Consider the following 18,715-nt stretch of genomic DNA (forward strand, 5'->3'; position numbering starts at 1 on the left):
ATGTCCAAGGGTAAGTTCGAGCGCACCAAGCCGCACGTGAACGTCGGCACCATCGGCCACGTTGACCATGGCAAGACCACGCTGACGGCCGCGCTGACCAAGATCGGCGCCGAGCGTTTCGGTGGCGAGTTCAAGGCGTACGACGCGATCGACGCGGCGCCGGAAGAGAAGGCTCGCGGCATCACGATCTGACCGCGCACGTCGAGTACGAATCCCCGACCCGCCACTACGCGCACGTTGACTGCCCCGGCCACGCCGACTACGTCAAGAACATGATCACCGGTGCCGCCCAGATGGACGGCGCGATCCTGGTGTGCTCGGCGGCCGACGGCCCGATGCCGCAGACCCGCGAGCACATCCTGCTGGCCCGCCAGGTGGGCGTGCCGTACATCGTGGTCTTCCTGAACAAGGCGGACATGGTGGACGACGCCGAGCTGCTGGAGCTGGTGGAGATGGAAGTCCGCGAGCTGCTGAGCAAGTACGACTTCCCGGGCGACGACACCCCGATCATCAAGGGTTCGGCGCTGAAGGCTCTGGAAGGCGACCAGTCGGAGATCGGCGTTCCGGCGATCATCCAGCTGGTGGACGCGCTGGACAGCGACATCCCGACCCCGGAGCGCGACGTTGACAAGCCGTTCCTGATGCCGGTCGAGGACGTGTTCTCGATCTCGGGCCGCGGCACCGTGGTGACCGGCCGTATCGAGCGCGGCGTGATCAAGGTGGGCGACGAAGTCGGGATCGTGGGCATCCGTCCGACCGCCAAGACCACCGTGACCGGCGTGGAGATGTTCCGCAAGCTGCTGGACCAGGGTCAGGCGGGCGACAACGCGGGCCTGCTGCTGCGCGGCACCAAGCGTGACGAGGTCGAGCGTGGCCAGGTGCTGGCCAAGCCGGGCACGATCACCCCGCACACCGACTTCGAGGCCGAGGTGTACGTGCTGTCGAAGGACGAGGGCGGCCGCCACACCCCGTTCTTCAAGGGCTACCGTCCGCAGTTCTACTTCCGCACCACCGACATCACCGGCGCCGTCCAGCTGCCGGAGGGCGTGGAGATGGTGATGCCGGGCGACAACGTGAAGATGTCGGTGTCGCTGATCAACCCGGTGGCGATGGACGAGGGCCTGCGCTTCGCGATCCGCGAGGGCGGCCGTACCGTCGGCGCCGGCGTGGTTGCCAAGATCCTGAAGTAAGCCCCCTGCGGGATCCCGGCGACGGGCTCGCCGGACAGCGCGAGGGCGGGCCGGAACCCCGGTCCGCCTTTGCCGTCTAAGGGAAGGTCGAGGTTCACGCGTACGCCAGTAGCTCAATTGGCAGAGCAGCGGTCTCCAAAACCGCAGGTTGGGGGTTCGAGTCCCTCCTGGCGTGCCACTTTCCCCGCGTCGCGGGCCCGTCCACCCGGTCCCCGCGCCGCAACAGTCAAGAGAGCGACAGCGACTTGAACAGCAAGATCGATCCGGCACAGACCGCCACCAGTGGCGGCGACATGGTCAAGTACGCGCTCGCGGCGCTGCTGGTGCTCGGCGGGCTGTTCGTCTGGTTCTGGTTCGGCGATGCGACCCGCGCGGCCCAGCTGGGCCAGTGGGCCCCGCAGCTGCGCGGCCTCGCCGTCGTCGCCGGCTTGGTGGCCGGAACCGTCGTATTCATGCTCAGCGCCAAGGGCCGCGGTGTCCGCGAGTTCCTGTCCGAGTCGCGCTTCGAGCTGCGCAAGGTGGTGTGGCCGACCCGCCAGGAAGCCACCCGCATGACCTGGGTCGTGGTCGCCGTGGTGGTGGTGCTGAGCCTGATCCTTGCTGGCTTCGATTTCTTCGTTAAGTGGGCGATCGAGCTGTTCCTGAACTTCGGCCGCTGAGGAGAATGTCCAAGTGAAGCGTTGGTACGTGGTCCACGCCTATTCCGGCTTCGAGAAGTCCGTCGCCCAGGCCCTGCGCGACCGCATCGCCATGCACGGCATGCAGGACCGCTTCGGCGACGTGCTGGTGCCGACCGAGGAAGTGGTGGAAATGCGCTCCGGCCAGAAGCGCCGTTCCGAGCGCAAGTTCTTCCCGGGCTACGTCCTGGTCCAGATCGAGACCCACGACGAGAACGGCATCCCGCGCATCGACAGCGAGAGCTGGCACCTGGTCAAGGAAACCTCGAAGGTGATGGGCTTCATCGGCGGCACCGCCGACCGCCCGCTGCCGATCAGCGACAGCGAGGCCGCGGCCATCCTGGACCGCGTCCAGGAAGGCGTCGAGAAGCCGCGCCCGAAGGTGCTGTTCGAGCCGGGCCAGATGGTCCGCGTCATCGACGGCCCGTTCAACGACTTCAACGGCGTGGTCGAGGAAGTCAACTACGAGAAGAGCCGCCTGCGCGTGGCCGTGCTCATCTTCGGTCGCTCCACCCCGGTGGAGCTGGAATTCGGCCAGGTCGAGAAGGCCTGAGCCGCCGGCCCCGCGGCGGGCCGGCAAACCTGATATACTGCGCGGCTTCCCGTCCGGAAAGCCGGGCAGCCCCGACGGCCGCCGCCAGGCGGCCTTTCGCGCGGACGGGGGCCAGAAGTTCAACGCGATGCCGGGACGCGTGATTTTCCCGGACCGATGGGGAGCCTGCGGCGCAGGCGTCAGCACCCGGAGATAAACAGAAATGGCAAAGAAAGTCGTCGGTTACATCAAGCTGCAGGTGAAGGCCGGTCAGGCCAACCCCTCGCCGCCGGTCGGTCCTGCGCTGGGTCAGCGCGGCCTGAACATCATGGAGTTTTGCAAGGCGTTCAACGCCGCCACGCAGAAGCTCGAGCCCGGTCTGCCGATCCCGGTGGTCATCACCGCCTACTCGGACCGTACCTTCACCTTCATCACCAAGACGCCGCCGGCGACCATCCTGCTGAAGAAGGCCGCGGGTATCACCTCCGGCTCCAAGCGCCCGAACACCGAGAAGGTGGGCAAGGTCACCCGCAAGCAGCTCGAGGAGATCGCCAAGGCGAAGGAACCCGACCTGACCGCGGCCGACCTGGATGCGGCGGTTCGTACCATCGCGGGCTCCGCCCGTTCGATGGGTCTGGTGGTGGAGGGCTGAGCACATGGCACTGAACAAGCGACAGAAGGCGATCAAGGCGGCGGTCGAGCCGGGCAAGGCTTACGCCATCGATGAGGCGCTGAAGATCATCAAGGGCTTCACCAAGGCCAAGTTCGTCGAGTCCGTCGACGTGGCCGTGCGCCTGGGCGTGGACGCCAAGAAGTCCGACCAGCAGGTCCGCGGTTCGACCGTGCTGCCGGCCGGTACCGGCAAGAGCGTGCGCGTGGCCGTGTTCGCCCCGGCGGGCGCCAAGGCCGACGAGGCCCTGGCCGCCGGCGCCGAGGCCGTGGGCATGGACGACCTGGCCGAGAAGATGCTGGCCGGCGACCTGAACTACGACGTGGTCATCGCCACCCCGGACGCCATGCGCGTGGTGGGCAAGCTGGGCCAGGTCCTGGGCCCGCGCGGCCTGATGCCGAACCCGAAGGTCGGAACCGTGTCCCCGAACCCGGCCGAGGCGGTCAAGAACGCCAAGTCGGGCCAGGTGCGCTACCGCACCGACAAGGCGGGCATCATCCACGCCACCATCGGCAAGGCCGACTTCGCCGACGAGGCCCTGAAGTCGAACCTGCAGGCGCTGCTGCTGGACCTGATCAAGGCCAAGCCGGCGACCTCCAAGGGCCAGTACCTGCAGAAGATCTCGCTCAGCTCGACCATGGGCCCGGGCGTGACCGTCGACCAGGGCTCGCTGTCCCTGAAGTAATGCAGTAACCCCGGGCCGACGGGTGGCCCGGGTGCACGTTTTGAGGGCAGTCGGGGCCGGCGCGGACCGACAGCCGTCAAAGACCGCAGGTGCGGTCGGCGCACATCGACGACGGGCACGGATGCTCGCTATGGCAGGGAATCGCCGTCGGTGCAGCGGGGCTGCTTAATCGGGTCCCCACGGGGCCTGGCCTGCGTAGATGGTGCCGCCTTCTGGATGTTTCCCCGGCACGACCGATCCTTCGGGCGTACGGGTCAGAAAGGCCAGCACCGGGATGCCACGGGCATCCCCGGCGCGCACGGAAGGGCGCCGCCCAGGACCGCAAGCGGCAGGAGCCGCGAGCGGAGTTCATACGGAGGAGTGTTATGGCTCTCAATCTGTCCCAGAAGAAGGAAGTCGTCGCCGAACTGGCCGACGTCGCCGCCAACGCGCACTCCCTGATCGCCGCCGAGTACGCTGGCACCACGGTCGAGCAGATGACCGCGATGCGCAAGAAGGCCCGCGAAACCGGCGTGTTCCTGAAGGTTGTCAAGAACACGCTGGTCGCGCGCGCCGTCGAAGGCACGGAATACGAGTGCGCCAAGGATGCGCTCGTGGGTCCGCTGCTTTACGCGTTCTCGACCGAGGAGCCCGGCGCCGCCGGTCGCCTGATCAAGGAGTTCGCCAAGACCAACGACAAGCTCAAGCCGAAGGTGGTCGCCGTCGGCGGCCAGCTGTACCCGGCGAGCCACGTCGAGGTCCTGGCCTCGCTGCCGACCCTCGACCAGGCCCTGGCCATGCTGGCCCGCGTCCTGGCCGAGCCGGCCACCATGTTCGCCCGCGCCGTCAAGGCCGTCGGCGAGCAGCAGGGTGGCGGCGAAGCCGCGCCGGCCGAGGCAGCCGCCGAGACCGCGTAAGCGTATCGACGATTTCCGAAACCCTTTCCAGAAAACATTCAGAAGGTAATCACAATGTCCCTTACCAACGAGCAGATCGTCGAAGCCATCGCCGGCAAGACCCTGATGGAAGTGATGGAGCTGGTCAAGGCCATCGAAGAGAAGTTCGGCGTCTCCGCCGCCGCCCCGGTCGCCGTGGCCGCCGGCCCGGTCGCCGCTGGTCCGGCCGCCGAGGAGCAGACCGAGTTCACCGTCGTCCTGAAGTCGGCCGGCGAGAAGAAGGTCGAGGTCATCAAGGCCGTCCGCGCCATCACCGGCCTGGGCCTGAAGGAAGCCAAGGACCTGGTCGAAGGCGCCCCGAAGGACGTCAAGGAAGGCGTGTCGAAGGAAGACGCCGAGAAGTTCAAGAAGGAACTGGAAGCCGCCGGCGCCACCGTCGAGCTCAAGTAAGCAGTACCTTGCATCGCCGGCACGCTCGGTGATGCGCCAAAGGCTGGGGGCGAAAGCCCCCGGCCTTCGGTCGTTTCCGGGGCCCTCGGCCCTGAAGGGGTCCGCAAGGGCCTGGCAACATCGCAAAACCCAGTTCCACACAGGGGAGCTGGTAGTCGGAAGTAGCGGGAGATGGCGTGCTGGTGCCGGCAATACCAGCGACTACCGACTGACAGCTTCATGTTCCCCCGGGTCCGCGGACGCGCGGCCCGCACTGCCAAAGGTGGTACACCCATGACGACGTATTCGTTCACCGAGAAGAAGCGCATCCGCAAGGACTTCGGCAAGCAGCGCTCCATCCTCGAGGTGCCGTTCCTGCTGGCCATCCAGGTCGATTCGTACCGCGAATTCCTGCAGGCCGACATCGATCCCGCCAAGCGCCGCGACACCGGCCTGCACGCCGCGCTGAAGTCGGTGTTCCCGATCGCCAGCTACAGCGGCAACGCCGCGCTCGAGTACGTCGGCTACAAGCTCGGCGAGCCCGTGTTCGACGAGCGCGAGTGCCGCAACCGCGGCCTGTCCTACGGCGCCCCGCTGCGCGTGACCGTGCGCCTGGTCATCTACGACCGCGAGTCGTCGACCAAGGCGATCAAGTACGTCAAGGAGCAGGAGGTCTACCTCGGCGAGATCCCGCTGATGACCGAGCACGGCACGTTCATCGTGAACGGCACCGAGCGCGTCATCGTCTCGCAGCTGCACCGTTCGCCGGGCGTGTTCTTCGACCACGACCGCGGCAAGACCCACAGCTCGGGCAAGCTGCTGTACAGCGCCCGCATCATCCCGTACCGCGGCTCCTGGCTGGACTTCGAGTTCGACCCGAAGGACGCCCTGTACACCCGTATCGACCGTCGCCGCAAGCTGCCGGTGACCATCCTGCTGCGCGCGCTCGGCTACACCAACGAGGAGATGCTGCGCGCGTTCTTCGAGATCAACACCTTCCACATCCTGCCGGAAGGCGTGCAGCTGGAGCTGGTCCCGGAGCGCCTGCGCGGCGAGACCCTGGGCTTCGACCTGTCCGACGGCGAGAAGGTCATCGTCGAGGCCGGCAAGCGCATCACCGCGCGCCACGTGCGCCAGCTGGAGCAGTCCGGCATCACTGCGCTGGCGGTGCCGGACGAGTACCTGCTGGGCCGCATCCTGGCCCATGACGTGGTCGACGCCGCCACCGGCGAGCTGCTGGCCTCGGCCAACGACGAGATCAACGACGAGCACCTGGCCGCCTTCCGCAAGGCCGGCGTCGCCAGCGTCGGCACCCTGTGGGTGAACGACCTCGACCGCGGTCCGTACCTGTCCAACACCCTGCGCATCGACCCGAGCCGCACCCAGCTGGAGGCCCTGGTCGAGATCTACCGGATGATGCGTCCGGGCGAGCCGCCGACCAAGGAGGCCGCGCAGAACCTGTTCCACAACCTGTTCTTCACCTTCGAGCGCTACGACCTGTCGGCCGTGGGCCGGATGAAGTTCAACCGCCGCGTCGGCCGCAAGGACGTCGTCGGCCCGGCCGTGCTGTACGACCACAAGTACTTCTCCGAGCGCGGCGACGAGGAGTCCAGGTCGCTGGTGGCCGAGCAGGGCGAGACCTCCGACATCCTCGACGTGCTGCGCGTGCTGACCGAGATCCGCAACGGTCGCGGCGTGGTCGACGACATCGACCACCTGGGCAACCGCCGCGTGCGTTCGGTCGGCGAGATGGCCGAGAACGTGTTCCGCGTGGGCCTGGTCCGCGTCGAGCGCGCGGTCAAGGAGCGCCTGTCGATGGCCGAGTCCGAGGGCCTGACCCCGCAGGAGCTGATCAACGCCAAGCCTGTGGCCGCCGCGATCAAGGAGTTCTTCGGCTCCTCGCAGCTGTCGCAGTTCATGGACCAGAACAACCCGCTGTCGGAAGTGACCCACAAGCGCCGCGTCTCGGCGCTGGGCCCGGGCGGCCTGACCCGCGAGCGCGCCGGCTTCGAGGTGCGCGACGTGCACCCGACCCACTACGGCCGCGTCTGCACCATCGAGACCCCTGAAGGCCCGAACATCGGCCTGATCAACTCGCTGGCCGTGTTCGCCCGCACCAACCAGTACGGCTTCCTCGAGACGCCGTACCGCAAGGTCGTGGACGGCCGCATCACCGACGAGGTCGAGTACCTGTCGGCGATCGAGGAGAACGAGTACGTCATCGCCCAGGTCAACGCCGCCCACGACAAGGAAGGCCGCCTGACCGAGGCGTTCGTCCCCTGCCGCCACCAGGGCGAGTCGCTGCTGAAGCCGGCGTCCGAGATCCACTACATGGACGTGTCGCCGATGCAGACCGTGTCGGTCGCCGCGGCGCTGGTCCCGTTCCTGGAGCACGACGACGCCAACCGCGCGCTGATGGGCGCGAACATGCAGCGCCAGGCCGTCCCGACCCTGCGTGCGCAGACCCCGCTGGTCGGCACCGGCATCGAGCGCGCCGTGGCGCGCGACTCGGGCGTGACCGTCAACGCCCGCCGCGGCGGCGAGGTGGTGCAGGTCGACGCCGGCCGCATCGTGGTCAAGGCCAACGAGGAGGAGATCTCCGGCGAGCACGATGCCGGCGTCGACATCTACACCCTGACCAAGTACACCCGCTCCAACCAGAACACCTGCATCAACCAGCGCCCGCTGGTGCACGTGGGTGACGTGGTCGCGCGCGGCGACGTGCTGGCCGACGGCCCGTCGACCGACATCGGCGAGCTGGCCCTGGGCCAGAACATGCTGATCGCGTTCATGCCCTGGAACGGCTACAACTTCGAGGACTCGATCCTGCTGTCGGAGCGCGTGGTCCAGGAAGACCGCTACACCACGATCCACATCGAGGAGCTGACCTGCGTCGCCCGCGACACCAAGCTGGGCCCGGAGGAGATCACCGCCGACATCCCGAACGTGTCCGAGCAGGCCCTGGGCCGCCTGGACGAGTCGGGCGTGGTGTACATCGGCGCCGAGGTCCGTGCCGGCGACATCCTGGTCGGCAAGGTCACGCCGAAGGGCGAGAGCCAGCTGACCCCGGAAGAGAAGCTGCTGCGCGCGATCTTCGGCGAGAAGGCTTCCGACGTTAAGGACAGCTCGCTGCGCGTGCCGCCGGGCATGGACGGCACGGTCATCGACGTGCAGGTCTTCACCCGCGACGGCATCGAGAAGGACAAGCGCGCCAAGCAGATCGAGGAGAACGAGATCCGTCGGGTCAAGAAGGACTTCGACGACCAGTTCCGCATCCTCGAGGCGGCGATCTACGCGCGCCTGCGCGGCCAGATCGTGGGCAAGGTCGCCAACGGCGGCCCGGGCCTGAAGAAGGGCGACACCATCACCGACGCCTACCTGGACGGCCTGAAGAAGGCCGACTGGTTCGCCCTGCGCATGAAGGACGACGAGGCCGCCGAGGCCATCGAGCGCGCGCAGAAGCAGATCCAGGCGCACGAGAAGGAGTTCGAGCGCCGCTTCGCCGACAAGCGCGGCAAGATCACCCAGGGCGACGACCTCGCCCCGGGCGTGCTGAAGATGGTGAAGGTGTTCCTGGCGGTGAAGCGCCGCATCCAGCCGGGCGACAAGATGGCCGGCCGCCACGGCAACAAGGGCGTCGTGTCGAACGTCGTCCCGGTCGAGGACATGCCGTACATGGCCGATGGCACCCCGGTGGACATCTGCCTCAACCCGCTGGGCGTGCCTTCGCGCATGAACATCGGCCAGATCCTCGAGGTGCACCTGGGCTGGGCCGCCAAGGGCCTGGGCAAGCGCATCCAGAAGATGCTGGACGAGCAGCGTGCGGTGTCCGAGCTGCGTGAGTTCCTGGACAAGGTCTACAACCACGACAGCAGCCTGGTCGGCCAGCGCGTCGACCTGTCGCAGTTCAGCGACGAGGAGCTGCTGGGCATGGCGCGCAACCTGACCGGCGGCGTGCCGATGGCCACCCCGGTGTTCGACGGCGCCCACGAGGAAGAGATCCGCCAGATGCTGGAGCTGGCCTATCCGGACGACGATCCGGAGACCGCCCGCCTCGGCTTCAACGCCAGCAAGACCCAGATGCAGCTGCACGACGGCCGCACCGGCGAGGCGTTCGATCGCAAGACCACGGTCGGCTACATGCACTACCTGAAGCTGAACCACCTGGTCGACGACAAGATGCACGCCCGCTCCACCGGCCCGTACTCGCTGGTCACCCAGCAGCCGCTGGGCGGCAAGGCGCAGTTCGGCGGCCAGCGCTTCGGCGAGATGGAAGTGTGGGCGCTGGAAGCCTACGGCGCGGCGTACACCCTGCAGGAAATGCTGACGGTGAAGTCCGACGACGTGCAGGGCCGCAACCAGATGTACAAGAACATCGTCGACGGCAACCACGAGATGGTCGCGGGCATGCCGGAGTCCTTCAACGTTCTGGTGAAGGAAATCCGCTCGCTGGCCATCAACATGGAGTTGGAGGACGAGTAAGGCGCGCGGCGCGGCCCGCCTCGCGGGCCGCGCAACCCCCGAATCGCCCGATCGACCGCCTTTACTCCTGACGGAGACAAGAAATGAAAGACCTGCTCAACCTCTTCAACCAGCAGCGCCAGACGCTGGACTTCGACGCGATCAAGATCGCCCTGGCTTCGCCGGACCTGATCCGCTCGTGGTCCTTCGGCGAGGTGAAGAAGCCCGAGACGATCAACTACCGCACGTTCAAGCCCGAGCGTGACGGCCTGTTCTGCGCCGCGATCTTCGGTCCGATCAAGGACTACGAGTGCCTGTGCGGCAAGTACAAGCGCATGAAGCACCGCGGCGTGGTCTGCGAGAAGTGCGGCACCGAGGTCACCCTGGCCAAGGTCCGCCGCGAGCGCATGGGCCACATCGACCTGGCCTCGCCGGTCGCGCACATCTGGTTCCTCAAGTCGCTGCCGTCCCGCATCGGCCTGATGCTGGACATGACCCTGCGCGACATCGAGCGCATCCTGTACTTCGAAGCCTACGTCGTCACCGAGCCGGGCCTGACCCCGCTCGAGCGCCGCCAGCTGCTGACCGAAGAGCAGTACATGCAGGCGCGCCAGGAGCATGGCGACGACTTCGACGCCGCCATGGGCGCCGAGGCGATCTACGAGCTGCTGCGCACCATCGACCTGCAGGCCGAGATGGCCCGCCTGCGCGAGGAGATCGCCGCCACCGGTTCGGAGACCAAGCTCAAGCGCCTGACCAAGCGCATCAAGCTGATCGAGGCGTTCATCGAGTCCGGCAACCGTCCGGAGTGGATGGTCATGACCGTGCTGCCGGTGCTGCCGCCGGACCTGCGCCCGCTGGTCCCGCTGGACGGCGGCCGCTTCGCGACCTCCGACCTGAACGACCTGTACCGCCGCGTCATCAACCGCAACAACCGCCTGCGCCGCCTGCTGGAGCTCAACGCGCCCGACATCATCGTGCGCAACGAGAAGCGCATGCTGCAGGAGTCGGTTGACGCCCTGATGGACAACGGCCGCCGCGGCCGCGCCATCACCGGCACCAACAAGCGCCCGCTCAAGTCGCTGGCCGACATGATCAAGGGCAAGCAGGGCCGCTTCCGCCAGAACCTGCTCGGCAAGCGCGTCGACTACTCGGGCCGTTCGGTCATCGTGGTCGGCCCGTACCTGCGCCTGCACCAGTGCGGCCTGCCGAAGAAGATGGCGCTGGAGCTGTTCAAGCCGTTCGTGTTCGCCAAGCTGCAGCGCCGCGGCCTGGCCACCACGATCAAGGCCGCCAAGAAGCTGGTCGAGCGCGAAGAGGCCGAGGTGTGGGACATCCTCGAAGAGGTGATCCGCGAGCACCCGGTGCTGCTGAACCGCGCCCCGACCCTGCACCGCCTGGGCATCCAGGCGTTCGAGCCGGTGCTGATCGAGGGCAAGGCCATCCAGCTGCACCCGCTGGTCTGCACCGCGTTCAACGCCGACTTCGACGGCGACCAGATGGCCGTGCACGTCCCGCTGAGCCTCGAGGCCCAGCTGGAGGCGCGCGCCCTGATGATGTCGACCAACAACATCCTGTCGCCCGCCAACGGCGAGCCGATCATCGTGCCGTCGCAGGACGTCGTGCTCGGCCTGTACTACATGACCCGCGCCCTGGAGAACAAGAAGGGCGAGGGCATGGCGTTCGCCAACGTGGCCGAGGTCAAGCGCGCCTATGACAACCGCACCGTCGAGCTGCACGCCAAGGTCAAGGTCCGCATCCCGGAAGTGACCATCGACGAGGACGGCAACAAGGTCCGCAAGAACACCATCGTCGACACCACCGTCGGCCGTGCGCTGCTGGCCGAGATCCTGCCGGAGGGCCTGCCGTTCGCGCTGGCCAACACCGAGCTGACCAAGAAGAACATCAGCCGCCTGATCAACAGCTGCTACCGTCGCCTGGGCCTGAAGGACACCGTGGTGTTCGCCGACCAGCTGATGTACACCGGCTTCAGCTTCGCCACCCGCGCCGGCGTGTCGATCGGCATCGACGACATGCTGATCCCGGACGAGAAGAAGAGCATCCTCGCCGAGGCCGAAGCCGAGGTGCTGGAGATCCAGGAGCAGTACCAGAGCGGCCTGGTCACCGCCGGCGAGCGCTACAACAAGGTGGTCGACATCTGGTCGCGCACCAACGAGCGCATCGCCAAGGCGATGATGGAGACCATCGGTACCGACAAGGTGGTCAACGCCAAGGGCGAGGAAGTCGCGCAGAAGTCGATGAACTCGCTGTACATCATGGCCGACTCCGGTGCCCGTGGTTCGCAGGCGCAGATCCGCCAGCTGGCCGGCATGCGCGGCCTGATGGCCCGCCCGGACGGCTCGATCATCGAGACGCCCATCAAGGCGAACTTCCGCGAAGGCCTGAACGTGCAGGAGTACTTCAACTCCACCCACGGTGCCCGTAAGGGTCTGGCCGATACCGCGCTGAAGACCGCCAACTCCGGTTACCTGACCCGCCGCCTGGTCGACGTGGCGCAGGACGTGGTGATCACCGAGTCCGACTGCGGCACGGTCCATGGCCTGACCATGACCCCGATCGTGGAAGGCGGCGACGTGGTCGAGCCGCTGAAGGACCGCGTGCTGGGCCGCGTCGTGGCCGAGGACGTGTTCCTGCCGGGCAACGACGAGGATCCGATCGTCACCCGCAACACCCTGCTGGACGAGGTCTGGGTGAACCGCCTGGAAGAGGCGGGCGTGCAGTCGATCAAGGTCCGTTCGACCATTACCTGCGAATCGGCCTTCGGCGTGTGCTCGCACTGCTACGGCCGCGACCTGGCCCGTGGCCACCTGGTCAACATCGGCGAGTCGGTCGGTGTCATCGCCGCCCAGTCGATCGGTGAGCCGGGTACCCAGCTGACCATGCGTACGTTCCACATCGGTGGTGCCGCTTCGCGTGCCGCCGCGGTGGACAACATCACGGTCAAGACCACCGGCTCGGTGAAGTTCAACAACCTCAAGTCGGTCGAGCACGCCGGCGGCCACCTGGTGGCGGTCTCGCGCTCGGGCGAAATCTCGGTCCTCGACCCGCACGGCCGCGAGCGCGAGCGCTACAAGCTGCCGTACGGCGCCACCATCTCCGTCAAGGACGGCGCCGAGGTCAAGGCCGGCCAGTCGGTCGCCAACTGGGATCCGCATAACCACCCGATCGTGTCGGAAGTGGCCGGTTTCGTCCGCTTCATCGACTTCGTCGACGGCATCACCGTCATCGAGAAGACCGATGAGCTGACCGGCCTGGCCTCGCGCGAGATCACCGATCCGAAGCGTCGTGGCTCGCAGGGCAAGGACCTGCGTCCGCTGGTCCGCATCGTGGACAAGGACGGCAACGACCTGACCATCCCGGGCACCGACCTGCCGGCGCAGTACCTGCTGCCGCCGCGCTCGATCGTGAACCTGCAGGACGGCGCCCCGGTGGGCGTGGGCGACGTGGTCGCCAAGATCCCGCAGGAAGCGTCGAAGACCCGCGACATCACCGGCGGTCTGCCGCGCGTGGCCGACCTGTTCGAGGCGCGCAAGCCGAAGGATCCGGCGATCCTGGCCGAGCGCTCGGGCGTGGTCAGCTTCGGCAAGGACACCAAGGGCAAGCAGCGCCTGATCATCAAGGGACCGGACGGCGAGGAGCACGAGGAGCTGATCCCGAAGTACCGCCAGATCATCGTGTTCGAAGGCGAGCACGTGACCAAGGGCGAGACCATCGTGGACGGCGAGCCGAGCCCGCAGGACATCCTGCGCCTGAAGGGCATCGAGGACCTGGCCGCGTACCTGGTCAAGGAGATCCAGGACGTCTACCGCCTGCAGGGCGTGAAGATCAACGACAAGCACATCGAGGTGATCACCCGCCAGATGCTGCGCAAGGTCGAGATCACCGACCAGGGCGACTCCAAGTTCCTCAATGGCGAGCAGGTCGAGAAGCAGCGCGTCATCGAGGAGAACCAGCGCCTGCTGGCCCGCAACGAGATCCCGGCCAAGTACGAGCCGGTGCTGCTGGGCATCACCAAGGCCTCGCTGGCGACCGAGTCGTTCATCTCGGCGGCCTCCTTCCAGGAGACCACCCGCGTGCTGACCGAGGCTGCCGTCCGCGGCACCCGCGACAGCCTGCGCGGCCTGAAGGAGAACGTGATCGTCGGCCGCCTGATCCCGGCGGGTACCGGCCTTGCCTACCACAGCAAGCGCCGCCGCCACGCCAGCGGCCTGACCGAGTCGGAGCTGGAGGCCCTGTCCGGCGGCTCCGAGCCGGCGGCCGTGGCCGAGGCGACCGAGGCCGCCCCGTCCCAGGACGACGCGGCCGAGTGATGACCCCGCCCGCCGGCAACGGCGGGCGGGGGTGACGGCGGGGCAGGGAAGCCCCGCCGCCCCCGGGAACCCGGCGGCCCCTTCGGGACGGCCGGGCGCCGGGCCAGGGAAGGGGGTCGGTTGACGCGGTTTTTACCGGCCCGCTATACTTTCATGTCTCGGCAGGCCGTCCTTCGGCCTGCCGTCGTTTTCACGTCCGGCCCCGATTGGCGGGGCCCCAAGCAGAAGAACCTTAGAATGGCGACGATCAACCAGCTGGTCCGCAAGCCGCGGCAGGCGGAAACGTACAAGAGCGCCTCGCCGGCACTTGAGAAGTGCCCGCAGCGCCGCGGTGTCTGCACCCGCGTCTACACCACCACCCCGAAGAAGCCGAACTCGGCCCTCCGCAAGGTTGCCAAGGTCCGCCTGACCAACGGCTACGAGGTCATCTCGTACATCGGCGGCGAAGGCCACAACCTGCAGGAGCACTCCGTCGTGCTGATCCGCGGCGGCCGCGTCAAGGACCTGCCGGGCGTGCGTTACCACACCGTCCGCGGTTCGCTGGATGCCGCCGGCGTCACCAAGCGTCGCCAGGGCCGTTCGAAGTACGGCGCCAAGCGCCCGAAGAGCTAATCGAGGAAGCCCGACATGTCCCGTAAAGGTTCCACCCCCCAGCGCTCCGTCCTGCCCGATCCCAAGCACGGGAGCGAGACCATCGCCCGCTTCATCAACATGGTGATGAAGAGCGGCAAGAAGTCGATCGCCGAGAACATCGTGTACGACGCGATGGACGTCATCGGCCAGAAGAACCCCAACGCCATCGAGCTGGTGCAGAAGGCGCTGGACAACGTGTCCCCGGCGGTCGAGGTCAAGTCCCGCCGCGTCGGCGGCGCGACCTACCAGGTCCCGGTCGAGGTGCGCCAGTCCCGCCGTCTGGCCCTGGCCATGCGCTGGCTGATCGATTCCGCCCGCAAGCGCGGCGAGAACACCATGGCCCGCAAGCTGGCCGGTGAGCTGCTGGACGCGGCCGAGAACCGCGGTGGCGCGATCAAGAAGCGCGAAGAAACCCACCGCATGGCCGAGGCCAACAAGGCCTTCGCCCACTACCGCTGGTAACAGCACGCGGGTCCCTTGCGGACCCGCGCGACCAGCCCGGGCGGCGCGGCATGTTCCGCGCCCTCCGCATTTCAGGGGGTGCCGCGCAGCCGGCCCCCGCATCCGAAACGCCAAGCTAACGAGAGGCTCCCCGTGGCCCGCACTACTCCCATCGAGCGTTACCGCAATTTCGGCATCATGGCCCACATCGATGCCGGCAAGACCACCACGTCCGAGCGCATCCTGTTCTACACCGGCAAGAGCCACAAGATCGGTGAAGTGCACGACGGCGCCGCGACCATGGACTGGATGGAGCAGGAGCAGGAGCGTGGCATCACGATCCAGTCCGCCGCCACCACCGCGTTCTGGAAGGGCATGGACAAGTCCTTCCCGGAGCACCGCTTCAACATCATCGACACCCCCGGGCACGTCGACTTCACCATCGAAGTCGAGCGCTCGCTGCGCGTGCTGGACGGCGCGGTGTTCGTGCTGTGCGCCGTCGGCGGCGTGCAGCCGCAGTCGGAGACCGTGTGGCGCCAGGCCAACAAGTACCACGTGCCGCGCATCGCGTTCGTCAACAAGATGGACCGCACCGGCGCGAACTTCTTCAAGGTCCGTGACCAGCTGAAGAGCCGCCTGGGCGCCGTTCCGGTGCCGATGCAGATCCCGATCGGCGCCGAGGACAACTTCGTCGGCGTGGTCGACCTGGTCAAGATGAAGGCCATCCACTGGGACGAGAAGAACCAGGGCATGACCTTCGAGTACCGCGACATCCCGGCCGAGCTGCAGGCGCAGGCCGAAGAGGCGCGTTCGTACATGGTCGAGTCCGCGGCCGAGGCCAACGAAGAGCTGATGGACAAGTACCTGGGCGGCGAGGAGCTGACCGAGGACGAGATCTACTCGGCTCTGCGCGCCCGCACCCTGAACACCGAGATCGTGCCGATGTTCTGCGGCTCGGCGTTCAAGAACAAGGGCGTGCAGGCCATGCTCGACGGCGTGATCAAGCTGCTGCCGTCGCCGATCGACGTGCCGGCGGTGAAGGGCGTCGACATGGACGACGAGACCAAGGAGATGACCCGCGAGTCCTCCGACAAGGCTCCGTTCTCGGCGCTGGCGTTCAAGATCATGACCGACCCGTTCGTCGGTTCGCTGACCTTCTTCCGCGTCTACTCCGGCACCCTGAGCGCCGGCGACCAGGTGCTGAACTCGGTCAAGAACAAGAAGGAGCGCATCGGCCGCCTGCTGCAGATGCACTCCAACAACCGCGACGAGATCAAGGAAGTGCTGGCCGGCGACATCGCCGCCGCCGTGGGCCTGAAGGACGTCACCACCGGCGACACCCTGTGCGCCATCGACGCCCCGATCGTCCTCGAGCGCATGGCGTTCCCGGAGCCGGTCATCTCGATGGCCGTCGAGCCGAAGACCAAGTCCGACCAGGAGAAGATGGGCAACGCCCTGAGCCGTCTGGCCCAGGAAGACCCGTCGTTCCGCGTCCGCACCGACGAGGAGTCCGGCCAGACCATCATCTCCGGCATGGGCGAGCTGCACCTGGACATCATCGTTGACCGCATGAAGCGCGAGTTCAACGTCGAGGCCAACGTCGGCAAGCCGCAGGTGGCCTACCGCGAGACCATCCGCTCCAGCGACGTCAAGTCGGACTACAAGCACGCCAAGCAGTCCGGCGGTAAGGGCCAGTACGGCCACGTCGTGATCGAGCTGTCGCCGATGACCGCCGAGGACCGCGAGAAGTACGCCGACCTGATCAAGGACGACTTCCTGTTCCTCAACGAGATCACCGGTGGCGTGATCCCGAAGGAATTCATCCCCTCGGTCGAGAAGGGCCTGCGCGAGACCATCACCAGCGGCCCGCTGGCCGGCTTCCCGGTCGTCGGCGTCAAGGTCAAGCTGGTCTTCGGTTCGTACCACGACGTCGACTCGTCGGAAATGGCGTTCAAGCTGGCCGCCTCGATGGCGTTCAAGCAGGGCTTCGCCAAGGCCAACCCGGTGCTGCTGGAGCCGATCATGAAGGTCGAGATCGTCAGCCCCGAGGACTACCTGGGCGACGTCATGGGCGACGTGAGCCGTCGTCGCGGCGTGCTGCAGGGCCAGGACGACAGCCCGTCGGGCAAGATCATCAACGCGATGATCCCGCTGGGCGAAATGTTCGGCTACGCCACCTCGCTGCGTTCGATGACGCAGGGCCGCGCCACCTTCTCGATGGAGTTCGACCACTACGAGGAAGCGCCGAACAACATCGCCGAGACGGTGATCAAGAAGGCGTAACCGGCGGCGCCCCCGGGCGCGCACATATCGGGCGGGGCCATCCCCTGGGTGGCCCCGTCTTCCAGGAAAAATCCAAGTTCAAGAGGTTTTGCACCAATGTCCAAGGGTAAGTTCGAGCGCACCAAGCCGCACGTGAACGTCGGCACCATCGGCCACGTTGACCATGGCAAGACCACGCTGACGGCCGCGCTGACCAAGATCGGCGCCGAGCGTTTCGGTGGCGAGTTCAAGGCGTACGACGCGATCGACGCGGCGCCGGAAGAGAAGGCTCGCGGCATCACGATCTCGACCGCGCACGTCGAGTACGAATCCCCGACCCGCCACTACGCGCACGTTGACTGCCCCGGCCACGCCGACTACGTCAAGAACATGATCACCGGTGCCGCCCAGATGGACGGCGCGATCCTGGTGTGCTCGGCGGCCGACGGCCCGATGCCGCAGACCCGCGAGCACATCCTGCTGGCCCGCCAGGTGGGCGTGCCGTACATCGTGGTCTTCCTGAACAAGGCGGACATGGTGGACGACGCCGAGCTGCTGGAGCTGGTGGAGATGGAAGTCCGCGAGCTGCTGAGCAAGTACGACTTCCCGGGCGACGACACCCCGATCATCAAGGGTTCGGCGCTGAAGGCTCTGGAAGGCGACCAGTCGGAGATCGGCGTTCCGGCGATCATCCAGCTGGTGGACGCGCTGGACAGCTACATCCCGACCCCGGAGCGCGACGTTGACAAGCCGTTCCTGATGCCGGTCGAGGACGTGTTCTCGATCTCGGGCCGCGGCACCGTGGTGACCGGCCGTATCGAGCGCGGCGTGATCAAGGTGGGCGACGAAGTCGAGATCGTGGGCATCCGTCCGACCGCCAAGACCACCGTGACCGGCGTGGAGATGTTCCGCAAGCTGCTGGACCAGGGTCAGGCGGGCGACAACGCGGGCCTGCTGCTGCGCGGCACCAAGCGTGACGAGGTCGAGCGTGGCCAGGTGCTGGCCAAGCCGGGCACGATCACCCCGCACACCGACTTCGAGGCCGAGGTCTACGTGCTGTCGAAGGACGAGGGCGGCCGTCACACCCCGTTCTTCAAGGGCTACCGTCCGCAGTTCTACTTCCGCACCACCGACATCACCGGCGCCGTCCAACTGCCGGAGGGCGTGGAGATGGTGATGCCGGGCGACAACGTGAAGATGTCGGTGTCGCTGATCAACCCGGTGGCGATGGACGAAGGCCTGCGCTTCGCGATCCGCGAAGGCGGCCGTACCGTCGGCGCCGGCGTGGTTGCCAAGATCCTGAAGTAATTCAGGTTTATTAACCCCCTGTCCGCCTGGGCGGGCAGGGGGCTTACCGCGAAAAGAGGTGCAGGAAGCGCCTCGTGTTCGCCAGACAGGGAAAAGTCGCGTGACGCAGAGCGCGGGACAGCCATTGGCTGTTGACGCGCCGTTTTACGCGTTCTATACTTTTCCGTCTGGGCAGGCCGGCTCGCTGGTCTGCCCGCGCTTTTGGGGGTCGCCTGGAGCGG

12 protein-coding genes, 1 tRNA gene and 1 pseudogene are annotated in these 18,715 nt (G+C 67.0%); all 14 read left to right on the top strand.

Annotation, left to right across the window (positions count from 1 at the left end):
* A pseudogene (tuf, locus tag CSC68_RS00865) lies at nucleotides 1-1,190 on the top strand (elongation factor Tu).
* Between the two features lie 102 nt (nucleotides 1,191-1,292).
* A tRNA-Trp gene (locus CSC68_RS00870) sits at nucleotides 1,293-1,368 on the top strand.
* A gap of 67 nt (nucleotides 1,369-1,435) precedes the next feature.
* Entirely contained in the window at nucleotides 1,436-1,849 is a 414-nt protein-coding gene (secE, locus tag CSC68_RS00875) for a preprotein translocase subunit SecE (protein WP_162201628.1), read from the top strand.
* A 13-nt stretch (nucleotides 1,850-1,862) separates the two neighbouring features.
* Complete coding sequence (nusG, locus tag CSC68_RS00880) at nucleotides 1,863-2,420, top strand: transcription termination/antitermination protein NusG (RefSeq protein WP_162201629.1); 558 nt, start codon at nucleotides 1,863-1,865, stop codon at nucleotides 2,418-2,420.
* A gap of 202 nt (nucleotides 2,421-2,622) precedes the next feature.
* The gene (gene rplK, locus CSC68_RS00885) at nucleotides 2,623-3,051 is read left to right on the top strand and encodes a 50S ribosomal protein L11 (protein WP_162201630.1); all 429 of its coding nucleotides are present in this window, start codon (nucleotides 2,623-2,625) and stop codon (nucleotides 3,049-3,051) included.
* A gap of 4 nt (nucleotides 3,052-3,055) precedes the next feature.
* Complete coding sequence (gene rplA / locus CSC68_RS00890) at nucleotides 3,056-3,754, top strand: 50S ribosomal protein L1 (RefSeq protein ID WP_162201631.1); 699 nt, start codon at nucleotides 3,056-3,058, stop codon at nucleotides 3,752-3,754.
* Nucleotides 3,755-4,119: 365 nt separating this feature from the next.
* On the top strand, nucleotides 4,120-4,650 hold the full coding sequence (rplJ, locus tag CSC68_RS00895; RefSeq protein ID WP_162201632.1) for a 50S ribosomal protein L10: 531 nt from the start codon (nucleotides 4,120-4,122) through the stop codon (nucleotides 4,648-4,650).
* A 54-nt stretch (nucleotides 4,651-4,704) separates the two neighbouring features.
* Nucleotides 4,705-5,079, top strand: a complete 375-nt coding sequence (gene rplL / locus CSC68_RS00900; protein WP_162201633.1) for a 50S ribosomal protein L7/L12 — start codon at nucleotides 4,705-4,707, stop codon at nucleotides 5,077-5,079.
* Nucleotides 5,080-5,352: 273 nt separating this feature from the next.
* Nucleotides 5,353-9,540, top strand: a complete 4,188-nt coding sequence (gene rpoB, locus CSC68_RS00905) for a DNA-directed RNA polymerase subunit beta (protein ID WP_162201634.1) — start codon at nucleotides 5,353-5,355, stop codon at nucleotides 9,538-9,540.
* Nucleotides 9,541-9,623: 83 nt separating this feature from the next.
* Nucleotides 9,624-13,850: a DNA-directed RNA polymerase subunit beta' gene (rpoC, locus tag CSC68_RS00910; RefSeq protein ID WP_162201635.1), complete on the top strand. Its 4,227-nt coding sequence runs from the start codon at nucleotides 9,624-9,626 to the stop codon at nucleotides 13,848-13,850.
* 237 nt (nucleotides 13,851-14,087) lie between these two features.
* Nucleotides 14,088-14,462: a 30S ribosomal protein S12 gene (gene rpsL / locus CSC68_RS00915; protein WP_013536001.1), complete on the top strand. Its 375-nt coding sequence runs from the start codon at nucleotides 14,088-14,090 to the stop codon at nucleotides 14,460-14,462.
* 15 nt (nucleotides 14,463-14,477) lie between these two features.
* On the top strand, nucleotides 14,478-14,945 hold the full coding sequence (rpsG, locus tag CSC68_RS00920; protein ID WP_162201636.1) for a 30S ribosomal protein S7: 468 nt from the start codon (nucleotides 14,478-14,480) through the stop codon (nucleotides 14,943-14,945).
* A gap of 132 nt (nucleotides 14,946-15,077) precedes the next feature.
* A complete protein-coding gene (fusA, locus tag CSC68_RS00925) occupies nucleotides 15,078-17,207 on the top strand; it encodes an elongation factor G (RefSeq protein ID WP_162201637.1) in 2,130 nt (709 codons plus the stop codon).
* A gap of 96 nt (nucleotides 17,208-17,303) precedes the next feature.
* A complete protein-coding gene (gene tuf / locus CSC68_RS00930) occupies nucleotides 17,304-18,494 on the top strand; it encodes an elongation factor Tu (RefSeq protein WP_162201638.1) in 1,191 nt (396 codons plus the stop codon).
* The last annotated feature ends 221 nt before the right edge of the window (nucleotides 18,495-18,715 follow it).

It is taken from the genome of Pseudoxanthomonas suwonensis, assembly GCF_010093235.1.
GTDB classification, from domain to species: Bacteria; Pseudomonadota; Gammaproteobacteria; order Xanthomonadales; family Xanthomonadaceae; genus Pseudoxanthomonas; species Pseudoxanthomonas suwonensis.